The organism is Paenibacillus sp. FSL R7-0302 (genome assembly GCF_038006885.1).
Lineage (GTDB): Bacteria > Bacillota > Bacilli > Paenibacillales > Paenibacillaceae > Paenibacillus_AQ.
In genome coordinates, this window is the sequence record NZ_JBBOWB010000001.1 from 3,391,856 (window position 1) to 3,408,835 (window position 16,980).

Consider the following 16,980-nt stretch of genomic DNA (forward strand, 5'->3'; position numbering starts at 1 on the left):
ATTCACTCCTCAGTTTCACTGCGTTCTGCTGTGTATTCATAGACCTTCTCAGCAATATCTGTGAACAGCACGCCATTCAGGTGATCGATCTCATGCTGAAAAGCCCGGGCCAGCAGGCCGCTTCCGGTAATGGTCACTTCCTCGCCCTCGCGGTTCAGGCCACGTACAGTTACTGTCTCCGCACGGCGGACATCCCCGTTCAGGCCGGGAATACTCAGGCAGCCTTCGGGTCCGAACTGTTCCCCCTCCATGCTGAGAATCTCGGGATTGATCAGCTTGATCAATCCATGCTCCTCATCGGCATCGATTACAATCAGCCGCTTCAGGATTCCTACCTGCGGAGCTGCGAGACCTACGCCTTCCGCGTCATACATCGTATCTGCCATATCATCGAGCAGTTTTTGTACATTGGGGGTAACGGTGGTTACCGTCTTCGCTTTTTTGTGCAATACTTCATCCGGTTCTTTCACAATCAGCCTGATTGCCATTTACACTAACACCATCCTTGTTCAAATATAAGAATGTATATGTCTCACGCTATACATTATCCTTCTATTTCTTGCCGAAACGGCAGGGCAAAACCGCCTTACCATTGTAACACGCCCGGGAATTACATCAACATCTGCGGATCGACATCGATGCTGATCTGCAGTCCCTTATCGCGGACAGAATCCTCCAGCTCCTCCGCCACCTGGCGGGCCAGTGCAATGGCGTCAATCGCACCGCGCCATTTGATAATGCACTGGAACCGGTAACGCCCCTTCAGCCGGGGCAGCGGCGAGGCGACCGGTCCCAGCAGATCCAGCGCATCCGAGGAGAGCTTGTCCAGGCTGCCGTACCAGCGCAGCTGTCTGGCTTTGCCCTGAATGCTGAGCGCATAGTTCTCTGCAAGCTTCAGCAGCAGCGGAAGCTGCTCATGCGACAGGGTAACCAGAATCAGCCGGCAATACGGCGGGTAATGCAGCTCTTTGCGGTGCTTCAGCTCGTCCCGGACGAATGAACGGTAATCATGCCCGCTGGCGTGGATAATCGAATAATGCTCCGGTGTATACGACTGGACCACCACCTCGCCGGGGAGCTGGTGCCGGCCCGCACGGCCGGCAACCTGCGTCAAGAGCTGAAAGGTCTTCTCCGCCGCCCGGAAATCAGGCAGATTGAGCGCAGAATCCGCAGTAATGACCCCAACCAGTGTTACATCAGGGAAGTCGAGTCCTTTGGCGACCATCTGTGTACCCAGCAGCACATCGGCCTTCTTGTCCCTGAATTGGTTCAGGAGCTTCTCATGCGAGCCCTTCTCCGTGGTCGTGTCCACATCCATACGTATCACCCGGATACCAGGGAACAGCTTGCCCAGCTCTTCTTCTACCCGTTGTGTGCCTGTCCCGAAGAAGCGGATATGCTCACTGCCGCATTCCGGGCATACCTTGGGCGCAGGTTCTGCATGCCCGCAGTAATGGCAGCGCAGATTGTCGCTGCGGCTGTGATAGGTCAGCGAGATATCGCATTCCGGGCAGCCGGCAACGTAGCCGCAGCTCCGGCACATGACGAAGGTCGAGAAGCCTCTGCGGTTGAGCAGCAGCACTGTCTGTTCGCCGCGCTCCAGCCTGCTCACCAGAGCGGCATGTAGACTGCGGCTGAACATGGAGCGGTTACCTTCCTTCAGCTCCTCACGCATGTCAACGACAGCCACCTTCGGCAGCTCGTTGCCCAGTGCGCGGCTCGGCATCTCCAGCAGAATCGGCGAGAAGTGGATGTCACTCTGCGATCTGGCGGCATGATAGCTTTCCAGTGAAGGTGTTGCAGAGCCCAGAATTACCACGGCCCCGCCCTGCTCTGCCCTGCGGACAGCCACATCACGGGCATGGTATTTCGGATTCTCCTCCTGCTTATATGATCCTTCATGCTCTTCATCCATAATAATCAGACCCAGATTGGCGAACGGGGCGAACACCGCAGAGCGGGCTCCCACCGCAACCATTGCCTTGCCTTCCCGGATCTTCCGCCACTCGTCATAGCGTTCACCCACAGACAGCCGGCTGTGCATCACCGCCACCCCGCTGCCGAACCGGCCCTTGAACCGTTCCACCATCTGCGGAGTCAGTGCAATCTCGGGCACCAGCACCACTGCCTGCCGACCCTGCTCAATGCAGCGCTGGATCGTCTGCAGATAGATTTCCGTCTTCCCGCTGCCGGTCACCCCATGCAGCAGGAAGACTTCATGCGTCTGCTGCTCGACAGTGCCCACAATCCGCTTATAGACAGCCTCCTGCTCCACTGTCAGTGGAAGCGGGGTGCTAGGCTTGAAGTCCCGTCCCCGGTAGGGGTCACGGTAGACTTCGATTTCGCTGATCTCTATATACCCTTTGTCCGCAAGCGTCTTGACCGTGCCCGCAGTGACCTGAAGAATCGCCAGAATATCCTTGAGCGGCATCGGCAGCATCGCTTCCATATCAATCAGGTAGGAGAGCACTTCCTTCTGGCGCGCTGAACGCGCCGGGAAGCTGGAGAGCGACTCCCGGGCTGCTGACAAGCCAATAGCCAGGTCGACGGCCTTAAGCTTCTTTTTGCCCATCTTATCCTTGATCGACTGGCTCTCTGCCAGGACTCCGCGCCGCACCATGAACTTAACCGTCTCCGCAGCCTCGGGGAAGGTACGGGTCAGCAGCTTCATGGATACTTCGCTGTGACGCCTAACGAAGTCAATGATCTGCTGTTCTTCGTTGTCCGCCTCAATAAAGAGCGGAAACAGCTCATCTGCGGGAGCGCTGGACGCTTCCTCTGAATCTCCAAGCGAGATCAAACGCTCGGCTTTGCCCTTCAGGGCAGTCGGAAGCATCGCCTGCAGTGCGGAGATCCGTCTGCAGGCGTATCTTTGGCTCATCCAGTCGGCTAGCTCAACCAGCTCCGGCGATAAGGGAGGAAGCAGATCCAGTACTTCTACAATCGGCTTCATCCGGGAGACACTGCCGGTCTCCCCTGATTCCAGGGACACTACGAACCCCTGAACCGTACGGGGGCCGAACGGAACAGCGACTCTGCTGCCCACCTCAATCCACAGCTTCAGAGCATCCGGGATAATATAGTCAAACGGCCGGTCGGTGCTGCGTACAGGAACATCGACAATGACCTTGGCAATATCCATTATAATAAGGCTCCGGCAACACGCTCAGCCGCCAGCCGCAGAATCCGGCGCGCCACCTCATCCTTGGAAGCCAGCGGAAGATCAAGCACCAGGCCTTCGGCATCATACACTTTGACAATGTTGGTATCCGTGCCGAATCCCGCACCCTCCATGGCCACATCATTGGCTACAATCAGATCGAGGTTCTTGCGGACCAGCTTGTCCTTGGCATAGACCTCGGCATTCCCGGTCTCGGCGGCAAAGCCGATCAGGAACTGCTTGTCCTTGATTCTGCCCAGGCTCTCCAGAATATCAGTCGTCTTCACCAGCTCAAGCGTCATGGTGCTGCCGCTCTTCTTAATCTTCGAGTCGCTGCTCTCGCGTGGACGGTAATCCGCAACCGCCGCTGCTTTCACAAGAATATCGCAATGACTCCAGCGGGCCATGACTGCATCGTGCATCTCCTGTGCTGACTGGACGCGGATCAGATCGATACCGGCATCACGGGGCGGCGCCTCATCGGTACGCGCGGCAATCAGCGTCACCGCAGCACCCATGGCACGCGCGGCGCGCGCGAGGGCGAAGCCCATTTTACCCGAGGAATCATTGGAGATATAACGGACAGGATCAATACGTTCTACCGTGCCTCCTGCGGTAATCACCACTTTTTTACCGGCAAGCGGTCCGGAGGTCTTCTCCTTCTGCAGTACAAAAAAGTTCTCAACCACCTTCACAATCTCTTCCGGCTCCTCCAGCCGTCCCTTGCCCACATACCCGCAGGCCAGCAGCCCTTCACCGGGCTCAATAAACTGAACACCTCTGTTATAGAGGGTTTCCATATTGCTGAGGACCGCCGGATGCTGATACATATGGACATTCATCGCCGGAGCTACCATAATAGGTGCTGTTGTGGCAAGCAGCGTGGTGGACAGCATGTCGTCTGCCAGCCCGTGGGCCATCTTGGCAATAATGTTGGCCGTAGCCGGCGCAATCAGGACCAGGTCGGCGGCATCCGCCAGATCAATATGTGAAATCGAGGACGGATCGCGTTCCTGAAACGTATCACTGTACACCCGCTGCTTCGACAATGACTGGAGCGTCAGCTCCGTAATGAACTGCTTGGCCGATGACGTCATAATGACATGCACCTCGGCGCCCTTCTGGGTAAGCTTGCTGGTCAGCGCCGCGGCCTTATACGCAGCAATCCCGCCGGTAATTCCGAGTATAATCGACTTCCCTTGTAAGCTCTTCAATCTGATCTCCCTCCGTTCCTCAATCTGCACCCATTCTATATTCTGCTATGAAAAGAAGAAATGAAAATCTTCATATTTACGGCTTCGTTATGTCATATTTACGCTAAAAGCAGCCTGCGCTTCACATGATCCTTATATATAGAGAAAAAAATAACAACCTTCCGGTTGTCAGGAACAGCCCGGTACGGGCCATTATCACTTCATTGTGCAGCTTCAGCGGGCAGAAACGGCTGCGCCGCCCTTATTCAAGGGACGGCACCATTTCAGGGGACTATTCCTCGCCGCGCGTTACTATAATGCGGTCTTCATAGATTTCTTCAAGTGCAACCCCAACGAATTTGTGGGATTTCGGAGCGATGATATCGGTCTTTCCGCCTTCACGGAGTGCTCTGGCCCGGCGGGCTGAAGCGACTACCAGGGAATACTTGCTGTCGACCTTAGTCACAAGTTCGTCAATGGATGGATATAGCATGTAAGGCACCTCTTCATCTTTTACTGTGGATAGTGTACCAATCCTGTAGAACCGATCATCTCACCTTACAATGTTCGGCGATAATAATACTTTCTATTCGCTTGCAGGCCAGATCAATCTCATCATTCACCACGGCATAATCATAGTGCCGGATCAAACCGATCTCATCCTCGGCCACAGACATGCGGTGGCTGATCACATCAGGATGCTCTGTTCCGCGTCCGCGAATACGGTCCTTCAACTCGTCCATGGACGGAGGGAGAAGGAACACAAAGATCCCTTCGGGGAATTTCTCTTTGACCTTGAGTGCTCCCTGAACCTCAATCTCCAGAATAATATCTCTTCCGCTCTCGAGGGTTCTCTCTACAAAGTCACGCGGAGTACCGTAATAATTGCCTACGTACTCCGCATATTCCAGCAGCTTGTCGCCTTCGATCATATCGGCGAACTGCTCTCTGGATTTGAAAAAATAATTGACTCCGTTCTCTTCACCTGCACGCGGAGAGCGTGTGGTGGCAGAAACGGAATAGACGAGTTCAGGCATCTTCGGCCGCAGCGCTGTGCATACCGTGCCTTTGCCGACACCGGAAGGGCCGGATAGTATAATCAGCAATCCTTTTGACATAGTACACTCCAATTGTTGTTATTCGTCGTTATCGTCGTCTTTGCTGGATAGGCGGTGAGCTACCGTCTCAGGCTGTACAGCCGAGAGAATCACATGGTCGCTGTCGGTAATAATGACAGCCCGCGTCCGCCTCCCGTAGGTGGCATCGATCAGCATATGCCTGTCTCTGGCCTCCTGGATAATTCTCTTAATCGGTGCCGATTCCGGGCTGACAATGGAAATAATACGGTTCGCTGACACGATATTCCCAAAGCCGATGTTGATTAATTTGATTGCCATGTTCCGGTTGTTCCCCCCATAAGTAACATCATAGCTTGCTCCCTGGTTCCTGTCATTCCAGGTTCGCCGCCTGCTCCCGAATCTTCTCGAGCTCCGCCTTCATATCAAGCGTCAGATTCACAACCGCCAGATGACTGCACTTCGACCCTATTGTGTTGGTCTCCCTGTTCATCTCCTGGATGAGAAAATCAAGCTTGCGTCCGGCAGGCTCGCTGCCCAGCAGCAAGGCCCGGCACTGGCCGAAATGGCTGTGAAGCCGGGTCAGCTCCTCATCTATATTGCAGCGGTCGGCGAAAATAGCCATCTCCATGCCGAATTTATGCTCATCCCAGGGGAAGCTCCCGTCATTCAGCAGGTTAAGCCGTTGCCGCAGCTTCTCGCGCTGCTCCTCCACAACCAGAGGCGCATATCTGCTGATTCCGGCATGCAGCTCTTCCAGACGGTCAAGTCTGCGCGTCAGATCGGCCGCCAAATAGGAGCCTTCCCGTCCGCGCATCTCCAGCAGGGCCTCCAGACTAAGCTGGAGACCCTGCTCCAGAAGATCTGCAAGTTCTCCGGAGGAGTCAGCAGCAGCCGTCTCTTCCTTCGGTTCCATTACACCGGGCATAGCAAGGATATCCCGCAGGGACAACTCTCCCTTGAAGCCATACTCCCGGACCAGTACCTCCGCTGCATCCAGATAGGAGCTCACCCTGCGGCGGTCAAGCACATGCGTGTCAGCCGCCCCGTCGGTGAGTTCTCTATTAATAATAACATCTACCCGTCCCCGTCTGATATGAGCCTGAACCATTCTGCGCAGCCTATCCTCATACCCCGTCCATTCCCTGGGCAACCGCAGCACAACTTCGCAGTACCGGTTATTCACCGATTTGACCTCGAACGTTATCTTGTGTCCGCCGTATTGCAGGGCTGACTGACCGTATCCGGTCATACTATATGACAACGGAATCACATCCATTACACTATTGTAATTGATTATTACTAGCGAAACAAGGGGGATAACTTACGTCCTTGCTTCTCCCAAATATACTCCAGCAGCTGCACGCTCATATCATAGAACATAAACGGTGTAATCAGATAGATTCCGTTAAAATGTGCAATCGCCGCATCCAGCAGCTCCTTGGCGATCAGCACCCCTTCGGCCCGGCCCGCCTCGCCTTCGAGTCCGGCCATCCGGCTGCGGACCTCGGCGGAAAGCTGAATGCCGGGAACCTCATTATGCAGATACTCTGCATTGCGTCCGCTGGCCAGCGGCATAATGCCGATGAAGATCGGAATATCCAGGTGCTCGGTAGCCTTGGCAATCCGGGCAATCAATTCAGGATCATACACGGGCTGGGTCATAATATAATCCGCACCCGAGGCAATCTTCTTCTCCAGGCGCTCGACCGCTTTGTCCAGATGCTTGACATTGGGATTGAACGCTGCGCCGATGACGAACTTCGCGTTCTGCTTGAGCGGCTTGCCGGAGAAGGCCACGCCGTCATTGAGCTGCTTGATCATACGTATAATTTCAAATGAAGTCAGGTCATAGATCGAGCTTGAGCCGGGCAGATCCCCGAACCGGGCAGGATCTCCGGTCACGGCCAGCACATGGTCAATCCCCAGCGCGTCAAAGCCCATCAGATGCGACTGGGTGCCAATCAGATTGCGGTCACGGCAGGCAATATGCACCAGCGGCCGCAGGCCTGTGCGGGCCTGTACCAGATGCCCCAGCGCCATATTGCTCATCCGGGTGACAGCAAGCGAATTATCGGCCAGCGTCAGCGCATCGGCTCCGGCCCGGCGCAGCGCCTCTGCCCCCTTCATGAACTTCGCGATGTCCAGATCGCGCGGAGGGTCAAGCTCTACGATAACGGTGTGGCGTTCCTTGACCAGATCAACAAGCGTCGGTTCCCCGCCTCCCTGTCCCCCGTCATCCGCCAGATGCTCCTGCACCGCAATGCTCTCAGGCGCACTGAAGGCAGCGGGCTCAGGCAACGGCTCCACCACATAGCCCTTCAGGGCAGCAGAGATTTCAGCGATATGCTTAGGAGTGGTGCCGCAGCAGCCCCCGATAATCCGGCTGCCCATATCCGCGAACACCGGAGCCATCTGTCCGAAATATTCCGGCGAGGCGCCATAGCGGTACTGGCCGTCTACATAATCGGCTACGCCCGCATTCGGATAGATCGACACCGGCAGCGCCAGCTTGCCCTGCAGCGTACCCAGCGCACGCTTGATCCCGTTCGGTCCGGTGTTGCAGTTGAAGCCGATCACATCCGCTCCGTCCTGCTGCAGAATATGGAACGCTTCCGGCAGGGTTAATCCGTCCAGCGTCCGCGCCGAATCGTCCACAGCCAGCTGGCAGATCACCGGCAGCGTACTGAGCTTACGCACAGCCTTCAGCGCCAGATGAAGCTCCTCGACATCATAGAAGGTCTCCAGCATGATCCCGTCCGGCGCTTCCTCCAGGAGCGCAGCAATCTGCTGCGAGAAGAATTTCTTCAGCTCGGAGGAGGACAGATTGGCCCGTTTGCCGGCGCGGATCGAGCCGATGGCTCCGACTACATAACCGTTCTCGCCGGCAGCCCGGCGGGCAATGCGGACCCCCGCACGGTTGATGTCCGCCACCTTGGCCTCCAGTCCGAACTTCGACAGCTTGTCGTAGTTCGCGGAGTAGGTATTACTCTCCAGCAGTACAGCACCTGCATTGATATAGCTCCGGTGCACATCCTCAATGACCTCCGGTGAGGTCAGATTCAATTCCTCGTAGGAGATGCCGACAGGGAAACCCTTTTGATACAAAAAAGTTCCCATCGCTCCGTCTCCGACCAACACATTATTCTCCCATGCAGAGCGCAAATCCGGCTTCACCGCAAGAACCTCCCCTTGACTGACATTAGTTTCATACTAATGTAACATAAATCGGGATGGATGATAAGCTTTAGCGGGCAAAAGAGGCGGCCGTCCGTTATTCTTGTATGCCAGTCCGGCAAATGATTCATACTACGCTTAATCTTGCCAAAAGGAGAGTGTAGGAATGAAGAAAAAAATAAGAAAACTGCTGCTGCGCAAATATGCCGTAATTCTCCTGCTGTCGGCGCTCTCGCTGCTGTACCTGTACCTGCTGGACTTGATGTTAGGCTACGGCGCGGAGAATATCCGCTATATTCTGAATTATCTGCTCTATACTACCTCGGAGAAGCTGACTGCGGCTGTACTGGTGCTGCTGCTGATCGTGCCGGATGCCATCTATTGGGTGAACGGCCGTCAGCCTGGCCGGGGAGCGGAGAAATGATCACGAACCGCCGTCACGATGACCAGCAGCGCCGGAATGACTATCATTAAATAAGGATATACCCTGTACAGCAGGGTCCCGCCCTCATCGAGATGTTCAATGAAGCTGCGTGCATCCAGCATGGAGGTGAAGAGGATGATCAGTCCGCAGGGATAGAGCATTCTCCGGTACGGCAGCTTGAACAGGTCCGAGATTCCGATCAGCGCGGCAGCAAAGAAGACGGCCATTTTAAAAAACACCCCGATGATCAGCACCATAACCACGAAAATATCCACCCGCTGGATGATATCCGAAACGGAGATCTTGCTGATTGTCGGCATCAGCGGGAGCGGTGAACGCTCAACAATGTCAGCACCCAGAACCGAAACATTCAGCGCCATCGTGAAGCTGAGCAGCAGCGCGGAGAACACCATGGCGGCGGCGATGATCCACGGTCCTTTTTTGACACTGGACAAATACGGCATCAGCATAGTGAAGCACACCATCTCCCCGAACGGAAACATATAATTCTGATGAATCACCGAGCTAAGCACGGGCTGGAAGCCATTCTCCAGTACAGGGAACAGTCTGTGCAGATTGATTGTACCGGAGAGTATCAGCATCACTGTCCCGAACAGGCCGATCCCCAGAACGGCAAACGCAAATACCATGGATGTTCTGCCCAGCACTTCCACTCCCTTATGCAGCACATAAGCTCCCGAGAGTAGCATCAGGGCGCTTAAGATGAACAGCGGAGTATGATGCATGGTCGACATTGCGAGCATGGTGCTGCCATCGCGCAGATCCCGGGCGGCCAGGTTTATGTAGAGAATAATATAGAGCAGGCCTACCGGTGCCCCGATATATTTTCCGAGAATTTGCCGTGTATAGGCTGTAAAAGGCTGGTCCGGGTGCTTACGGTACAGATAGGCGTATCCCGTGAACATGATCAGCCCCGCCGCGCAGCCGATCAGGATCGAGAGCCAGGCATCCCGGCCTGCCCCCATTCCCAGATTAACCACCAGCGCCGTGCCCAGCTCGAACAGCACCGTCAGGCTGAAGAATTCGACGAGTCCGATTTTGACCTTACCCATATTCTGTGGACCTCCTCACCCGGTTACCCTACCGGCAGACTTAATGAATCTGAAAAGAGTTGCTGCGCATATCCGTATGCCGGATGACCACATCCGCATCGAACCGGATTTCACAGTCTGCGAATACGTCCTCCCAGTGGTCCCTGACCTTCTTCCAGCCGCGCGGGTCCTTCCGCTGCAATGCCCGTCCAAAGCCGAGATAATCGCTGCCCAATTCTTTGGCGGTACTTATAGCTGCTTGGATATGCTTCACGCTTTCTTTTATAAGCCGGTCTGACAGCTCTTCGAGCACTTTAGGCGAGGTAAGATCGAGCGGATACGGAGCTTCCTTGAGCGCAGCCTGCTGCGTGATCTTGACCGTAAAGACAGTATGCTCCGGGTCAGACGAATTGACTGCAAGCGATACCTGGGACTGATAGATGTTGAAGGAGAGATAGCCGCCCTCCTGCTGCTTGAGCAGAACCGGGAATTCTTTGATCCGATTATGCAAAAGAACGGTACCGAGAGCAGCGTCACCCGTAAGCCAGCCCTTCAGCTTGTCATCCTTGAACGCCGCAAGGGAGGAGACTCTCAGGATCGACCGGGGTTCGATATTCTTCAGGCTCTCATTGCTGCCCGATGACGGAGTCCACTCTCCTCTGGTGTATACCCCGTTGATCACCGGACCGCCTCCTCTGATCTGAATCCCCCGGATCACATCATCCACGGCCATCCGGAAGTTATAGCCGAACTGCTTGGAGGTCGTCTCCAGCTTCTCTACCAGATCATTGGCCGGGATTTTGCTGAACACGGTCATTGTGGACATGATCTCACGCGCAGGCTGTCCCTTGGAGATGAAGATCAGGCTGTTCAGCCGGGTATCGCTCTCCCGCTCCAGCACATCCAGAAGGTCCTTGATGCCTTCGCGGGCGAACGCCTCCGAGATCACCAGCACCCGCACATGGCCTAGGGAGAGGAAGCGTGCCGTCTGGCGGGAAGCGTCTGCCAGTGCCTCGAACATCGTGCGGCCTGTTCCTGTGTACAGCGCAACCGGCGATATACCTCTGCTCTTCTCTCCGGAGATTTCCTCCGCCACAATCACTTGAAAGGACAGCTTGTACCGCTCAGCCTCAGAGTCGCCCTTGTCGATCGCTACCCCCGAGACAATCGCCCGCCGGTTGAGTTCAACACTGTCCCAGCAGCCGGTAAGCAGCAGCATTGGAAGGACAAACAGTACACCTATGCCGCCTAAGATTCTATTCCTCACGGTTCTCCTCCTCAGTCCTGCTATTCTTGCGGATTAACGGGGGGAGCTGCTCCTCATGACCGGTCGTTAGCAGCATGTAGTCCGGCATTTCCTCGCGCATCTGTGCCGGCGGCTTGTCTGCGCCGTTCAGCCAGAGCGGAAGTCTGAGCAAGGTGTCCTTCTGCCCTTTAATGGAGAGCGGCACGAAGGGGAAAAGATAAGGAACACCGAAGGATCTCAGGCTGTTCATATGTGCTACAAGCAGAATCATGCCCAGCGTAATTCCATAGAAGCCGAATATACTGGCCAGGACCAGAAAAGCAAATCTTATAATTCTCCCGGCAATCGCCATGTTATACGCAGGAAGGGCAAAGCTGGCGATCCCGGTTAACGCCACTACGATGACCATGATGGGGGTAATAATTCCGGCCTCTACCACCGCCGTGCCCAGAATAAGCGCACCGACCACAGAGACCGTCTGCCCGATGGCGCGCGGCATGCGCACCCCGGCTTCACGCAGAATCTCAAAGGCCGTCTCCATCAAGAGCAGCTCCACAAATGCCGGGAAGGGTACATTCTCCCGCTGGGAGAGCAGATTAATCAGCAGCGTCGTCGGTATCATCTCATAATGATAGGTGGTCAGCGCGAGGTAGACCGAAGGGCCCAGAATCAGAACGATGAAGCTCAAATAACGGACCAGCCGCATCAATATGGCAATGTCGAACCGCTGGGAATAATCCTCTGCAGATTGAAAAAACTGCGTAAACACCGCCGGAAGAATCAGCACAAACGGCGTGCCGTCCACAATAATAACCACCCGGCCTTCGAGCAGATTACCTGCAGCCACATCCGGCCGTTCCGTGTTGTAGATGGTCGGGAACGGTGTGAACGTCTTGTCCTGGATTAATTCCTCAATGTACCCGGATTCAAGAATCTCATTCAAGGCAATTTTGTTCAGACGCTCTCTGGCTTCGCGGATCAGATCCTCCCCCGCAATCCCTTTCATGTACATCAGCGCCACATGGGTATGGGTCTCGGAGCCGAGCTTCAAGACCTCCAGGCGCAGCTTGGCGGATTTGATTCTGCGGCGGATCAGCGAGATGTTCGTGGCCACCGACTCGACGAACCCGTCCTTCGGCCCCCTGACCACGAGCTGGGAGGAAGGCTCACTGACCGCCCGCTGCTCCCCGCCCCTGGTTCCGCACAGAATCGCTGACCGGCAGCCCTCCAGCAGAATCGCTGTGTCCCCGGAGAGAATAGCAAGCATGATTTCCTTCCAATTCTCCTGGAGCTCCGCATCACCTATCGCCATAGCACGGCTAAGGATCTGCTGCGGGAGCGAAGCTTGCTCCCGAGGACTGTCAGCGCCGCCAGCCGTACTATCGAGCAACAGCTCCTCCGTATGATTCAGCAGCGAGCCCAGCACGAATTCATTCACGGAGGCTGAGTCCGCCAGCCCGCTCAGATGAACAGCAGCCGCTTCCAGCCGGCGTTCTCCCCCGATCTGGATTCTGCGGATCAGGAGATCCGGACTGCCGCCAAGCTCCGTCTGAATATGGAGCAGACTTTGGGCGACCGTATCCGCGAGGCCCAGGGCAACTCCACCCTCAGGTTGTCCCGGTCCCGGTGCAGTATCTGCTCCCGCATTCTGTGCTTTTCGGCTGGACCCTGATTTCATCTCCGCTCCTCCTCCCTGATTCTATGCAGAGTTCTATTATTCGCGGATATGCCTGCCATTATTCGGCTGTTATCCCACACTCGTCCTGTTCCTCTTAAACAACACAACAAATCCCCTGCATCTGGTATGCAGGGGATTGCAAATAGTTATATGGGAATCAGATATCGACTGAGCCGGTATATACCACCTGCGCAGGGCCGGTCATATACACATGATTATCGTCCTCGTTCCATTCGATGAACAAGTCGCCGCCCTTCAGGCTGATAACCGCCGAGCGGTCCGTCACTCCGTTCAGCACGGAGGAGACCAGCGTCGCGCAGGCGCCTGTTCCGCAGGCCAGAGTAGGACCGGCACCGCGTTCCCAGACGCGCATGTCCACGTGACCGCGGTTGACGACGGTGGCGAACTCTACGTTTACTTTACGCGGGAAGAGCGGATGAACCTCAAGCTTCGGTCCCCAGGTTGCGAGATCGAACGATACCGCATCGTCCACATAAATGACTGCATGCGGATTCCCCATGGAGACTGCGGTGAACCGGAACGCTGTGCCGTCCGCTTCAATCGGCTGGTCCAGCACAGGCTCTGCGTCGATCGCTACAGGAATCTGCGGTCCGGACAGAACCGGCTCGCCCATATCCACCGTTACGCTCTCCACGATCCCGTCCTTCACCTTCAGGGAGACCTTCTGTTCTCCGGCGCCAATCGTCTCAATGACTATCTGCTCCGATTCCACCAGACCCTGCTCATATACATATTTGGATACACAGCGGATCGCATTGCCGCATTGCTCAGCCTCGGAGCCATCGGAGTTCATGATACGCATCATGTAATCGCCGCGCTGCGAAGGAAGAATGTACACCAGTCCGTCTGCGCCGATGCCGAAGAACCGGTTGCACAGCGTAACTGCCAGCTCCGGGGCATTGCCCGGCAGCTCATCCTCGCCGAATACGATGATAAAATCATTGCCCAAACCGTGCATTTTAGTAAATTCCATTGTCAGGTCCACTCCTATAAGTAAGATCAGCTGTTTCCACATTCCTGGTTCATCATAAACCAAGCTTCTCAGTGAAACCAGCATACCTTATAGGAGTGGAGTGAGGCTATTGATTTTATGCTGAAAACTTTGTACTTTTTATCATCTGCCGTCCGCCGCTGCGGCTGCGGTTCTTCTTGCCGCCCCAGACGCTGCCCGCTCCCATCAGGAAGGTCGGGATTCCGGCCATGACTAGCACCAGGCACCATTCACGGAAGCTGAGCGGAACGGTCTTGAACACCGGCTGAAGCACAGGGAGATACATTACAGCCAGCATTAAGATGACAGAAGACAGGACGGCCAGCACCAGATATCTGTTCTGGAACGGATTCCGGTAGAAGACCGAGCGCGAGCTGCGGCAGTCGAATACATGAATGAGCTGGGCCATCACAAGGGTGGCAAAAGCAACCGACTGCGCGCGGATCAACTGCTGCGCACTGCCTGGATCAATCCGCAGCGTCAGCCAGAAGGCAGCCAGGGTACAGAGGCCGATCAGCAGCCCGCGGCTGACAATCTTCCAGCCCAGACGCCGGGCAAAGATATTCTCCTTCGCCCCGCGCGGCTTGTGCTCCATCAGATCCTTCTCCGGCTGGTCTACGCCCAGCGCCATTGCGGGCAAGCCGTCTGTAACCAGATTGACCCACAGAATCTGGATCGGAACCAGCGGCAGCGGCAGCCCGAGCATCATGGCGAAGAACATGGTCAGAATCTCGCCGACATTCGAAGCCAGCAGATACCGGATGAACTTGCGGATATTCTCATAGATATTCCGTCCCTCTTCAATGGCAGCCACAATGGTCGAGAAGTTATCGTCCCCCAGGACCAGAGCCGAAGCCTCCTTCGTCACATCCGTGCCGGTAATCCCCATCGAGATCCCGATGTCGGCAGCCTTGATCGCAGGCGCATCGTTCACCCCATCGCCGGTCATCGCAACGACATGGCCGTGGCGCTGCAGCGACTTGACAATCCGCAGCTTATGCTCCGGCGATACCCGGGCGTAGACGAACACGCTGTCGGAGACCTTATCCAGCGCGTCATCGTCCATCCGGGTAAGCTCGCTCCCCGTCAGAACCCTGCCGCCGCGCTGCAGAATGCCGAGCTGATGGGCAATCGCCTCTGCCGTCGTCCCATGGTCGCCGGTAATCATCACTGTCTTGATGCCTGCCCGGCGGGTTACGCTGATTGCATCGCGTACTTCCTTGCGCGGCGGATCGATCATCCCGGCCAGACCCACGAAGACAAGCTGGCTTTCCGCTTCCTTCTCGCTGCCGGCCGTTTCTCCGCTCCGCAGATCGCGGTAAGCCATCCCGAGCACACGCAGCGCGCCGGAAGCCATCTGTTCATTGGCATCCAGCACCTTCTGGCGCAAGGTCGGCGTGCAGGGCACGACTCCGCCCTCCCACAGCATATACGTGCAGCAATTCAGGAGCACGTCAGGTGCGCCTTTGGTGCAAATCATCCGGCCGCCGGGGTGATTCACAACCACCGACATCAGCTTACGTTCGGAATCGAACGGAAACTCCGTCTCACGGGTATAGGTTACGGCAAGCGCCTGGGCAGTTAGTCCCATTTTGGCAGACAAAGCGACCAATGCACCTTCCGTAGGATCGCCCTTCAGTTCCCAGACCGGCTGGGCGTTAGCCCCTTTATCGGCCTCTGCGCCTTTGCCTTTCTTTTTGCTGCGCGTGTCGGGGAAGCTCTCATAAATCTCTGCATTGCTGCATAATGCGCCCACCTGAAGCATACGCCGCAGACTCTGGTCATTCTTCAGATCAACGGGCCGGCCCTTCTGCAGCACACTGCCTACCGGAGCATAGCCTTCCCCTGATACCTCAAGGGTCCGTCCGGCATTCCAGAGCTGGGTGACTGTCATTTTGTTCTGTGTCAGGGTTCCTGTCTTATCCGAGCAGATGACGGAGGCACAGCCCAGCGTCTCTACCGAAGGCAGCTTGCGGACAATCGCCTTGCGCTTGATCATCCGCTGTACACCCAGCGCAAGCGCAATCGTCACAATGGCCGGAAGTCCTTCGGGAATAGCTGCCACTGCCAGACTTACCCCGGCCAGGAACATCGCCGTTGCCGGCTGACCATGCATAATTCCTGCCAGGACCACAACAATGGTCAGTCCCAATGAGACGTAGATCAGAATCTTGCCGAGCTGCTCCAGACGGTGCTGCAGCGGGGTCTCCTGGGATTCGGTGTTCTGAATCAGATCAGCAATCTTGCCCATCTCGGTAGCCATACCGGTGCGGATAACCACCGCCCGGCCGGTTCCCCGGGTCACCATCGTACCCATGAAGCCGATATTCTTCTGATCACCTAGCGGAATGTCTTCAGCATAGATCGCCGAGGCATGCTTGGAGACCGGCAGCGACTCCCCTGTCAGCGCCGACTCTTCGGCATAGATGCTGCTGCACTGTAGCCAGCGGACATCTGCCGGTATCCGGTCCCCGCTCTCCAGCAGGACGATATCTCCGGGAACCAGCATTCTGGCCGGAAGCACCTCCTGCTTGCCGCCGCGCATCACTTTGGCCGTAGGCGCGGAGAGCTGCTTCAGCGCTCTTAACGAACGCTCGGCGCGGAACTCCTGCACGAAGCCGAGTACCCCGTTCAGCAGAATAATCGCAATAATCGTAATGGCGTCCAAGTATTCGCCGAGCAGGCCGGATACCAGTGTCGCCCCCATCAGCACCAGTACCATGAAATCCTTGAACTGATTGAGCAGCAGTGTAAAAGGCGATACCCTTTTGCCCTCAGACAGCTCATTGTACCCGCTCTCTTTGCGTCTTGCGGCGGCGTCCTCGGCGCTTAGCCCCGTTCCCGGCTGAACGCCGAACATCTCCTGCAGCTCCTCTGCACCGAGCCGGTGCCAGCTTTTTTGTTCCATAACTAATCTTTCCCCTCCCGGTCGTTTCTTGACTTCCGGCGGCGCACAGCTTTT

General features: G+C 56.0%; 14 protein-coding genes. 1 reads left to right on the plus strand and 13 read right to left on the minus strand.

Going from position 1 to position 16,980, the window contains the following annotated elements; genetic code table 11:
• Positions 1-2 precede the first annotated feature (2 nt).
• The 8 genes from def to MKY96_RS14915 all read right to left on the minus strand — a co-directional run bounded on the left by def (position 3) and on the right by MKY96_RS14915 (position 8,606).
• Positions 3-488 (minus strand): peptide deformylase, encoded by a 486-nt coding sequence (def, locus tag MKY96_RS14880; RefSeq protein ID WP_340941326.1) that lies wholly within the window; start codon positions 486-488, stop codon positions 3-5.
• A 122-nt stretch (positions 489-610) separates the two neighbouring features.
• On the minus strand, positions 611-3,142 hold the full coding sequence (gene priA / locus MKY96_RS14885; protein WP_340941328.1) for a primosomal protein N': 2,532 nt from the start codon (positions 3,140-3,142) through the stop codon (positions 611-613).
• Complete coding sequence (gene coaBC / locus MKY96_RS14890) at positions 3,142-4,374, minus strand: bifunctional phosphopantothenoylcysteine decarboxylase/phosphopantothenate--cysteine ligase CoaBC (RefSeq protein WP_340941329.1); 1,233 nt, start codon at positions 4,372-4,374, stop codon at positions 3,142-3,144. The genes priA and coaBC overlap by 1 nt, the downstream gene beginning before the upstream one ends.
• 271 nt (positions 4,375-4,645) lie before the next feature.
• A complete protein-coding gene (gene rpoZ / locus MKY96_RS14895) occupies positions 4,646-4,846 on the minus strand; it encodes a DNA-directed RNA polymerase subunit omega (protein ID WP_076074388.1) in 201 nt (66 codons plus the stop codon).
• Positions 4,847-4,901: 55 nt separating this feature from the next.
• A complete protein-coding gene (gene gmk / locus MKY96_RS14900; RefSeq protein ID WP_036694520.1) occupies positions 4,902-5,471 on the minus strand; it encodes a guanylate kinase in 570 nt (189 codons plus the stop codon).
• Positions 5,472-5,489: 18 nt separating this feature from the next.
• Positions 5,490-5,750, minus strand: coding sequence for an extracellular matrix/biofilm regulator RemA (gene remA / locus MKY96_RS14905; RefSeq protein ID WP_006209218.1), 261 nt, complete (start codon positions 5,748-5,750; stop codon positions 5,490-5,492).
• 52 nt (positions 5,751-5,802) lie between these two features.
• Positions 5,803-6,693 (minus strand): YicC/YloC family endoribonuclease, encoded by an 891-nt coding sequence (locus MKY96_RS14910; protein ID WP_340941330.1) that lies wholly within the window; start codon positions 6,691-6,693, stop codon positions 5,803-5,805.
• A 38-nt stretch (positions 6,694-6,731) separates the two neighbouring features.
• Entirely contained in the window at positions 6,732-8,606 is a 1,875-nt protein-coding gene (locus MKY96_RS14915; RefSeq protein ID WP_340941331.1) for a bifunctional homocysteine S-methyltransferase/methylenetetrahydrofolate reductase, read from the minus strand.
• Positions 8,607-8,772: 166 nt separating this feature from the next.
• On the opposite strand from MKY96_RS14915, the gene MKY96_RS14920 reads away from it, so the two are divergent.
• Entirely contained in the window at positions 8,773-9,030 is a 258-nt protein-coding gene (locus tag MKY96_RS14920; RefSeq protein ID WP_340941332.1) for a hypothetical protein, read from the plus strand.
• Here the strand turns inward: MKY96_RS14920 and MKY96_RS14925 are convergent.
• The 5 genes from MKY96_RS14925 to MKY96_RS14945 form a co-directional block, all read right to left on the minus strand.
• Positions 9,003-10,103, minus strand: coding sequence for a GerAB/ArcD/ProY family transporter (locus tag MKY96_RS14925; protein WP_340941333.1), 1,101 nt, complete (start codon positions 10,101-10,103; stop codon positions 9,003-9,005). The genes MKY96_RS14920 and MKY96_RS14925 overlap by 28 nt on opposite strands.
• Positions 10,104-10,143: 40 nt before the next feature.
• Positions 10,144-11,349 carry a Ger(x)C family spore germination protein gene (locus MKY96_RS14930; protein ID WP_340941334.1) on the minus strand — a complete coding sequence of 402 codons (1,206 nt, stop codon included), beginning with the start codon at positions 11,347-11,349 and terminating at the stop codon, positions 10,144-10,146.
• Complete coding sequence (locus tag MKY96_RS14935; protein WP_340941336.1) at positions 11,339-13,006, minus strand: spore germination protein; 1,668 nt, start codon at positions 13,004-13,006, stop codon at positions 11,339-11,341. The genes MKY96_RS14930 and MKY96_RS14935 overlap by 11 nt, the downstream gene beginning before the upstream one ends.
• A 157-nt stretch (positions 13,007-13,163) precedes the next feature.
• Positions 13,164-14,000, minus strand: a complete 837-nt coding sequence (dapF, locus tag MKY96_RS14940) for a diaminopimelate epimerase (protein WP_340941337.1) — start codon at positions 13,998-14,000, stop codon at positions 13,164-13,166.
• Positions 14,001-14,115: 115 nt separating this feature from the next.
• Positions 14,116-16,926 carry a calcium-translocating P-type ATPase, SERCA-type gene (locus MKY96_RS14945; protein WP_340941338.1) on the minus strand — a complete coding sequence of 937 codons (2,811 nt, stop codon included), beginning with the start codon at positions 16,924-16,926 and terminating at the stop codon, positions 14,116-14,118.
• Between the last annotated feature and the right edge of the window lie 54 nt (positions 16,927-16,980).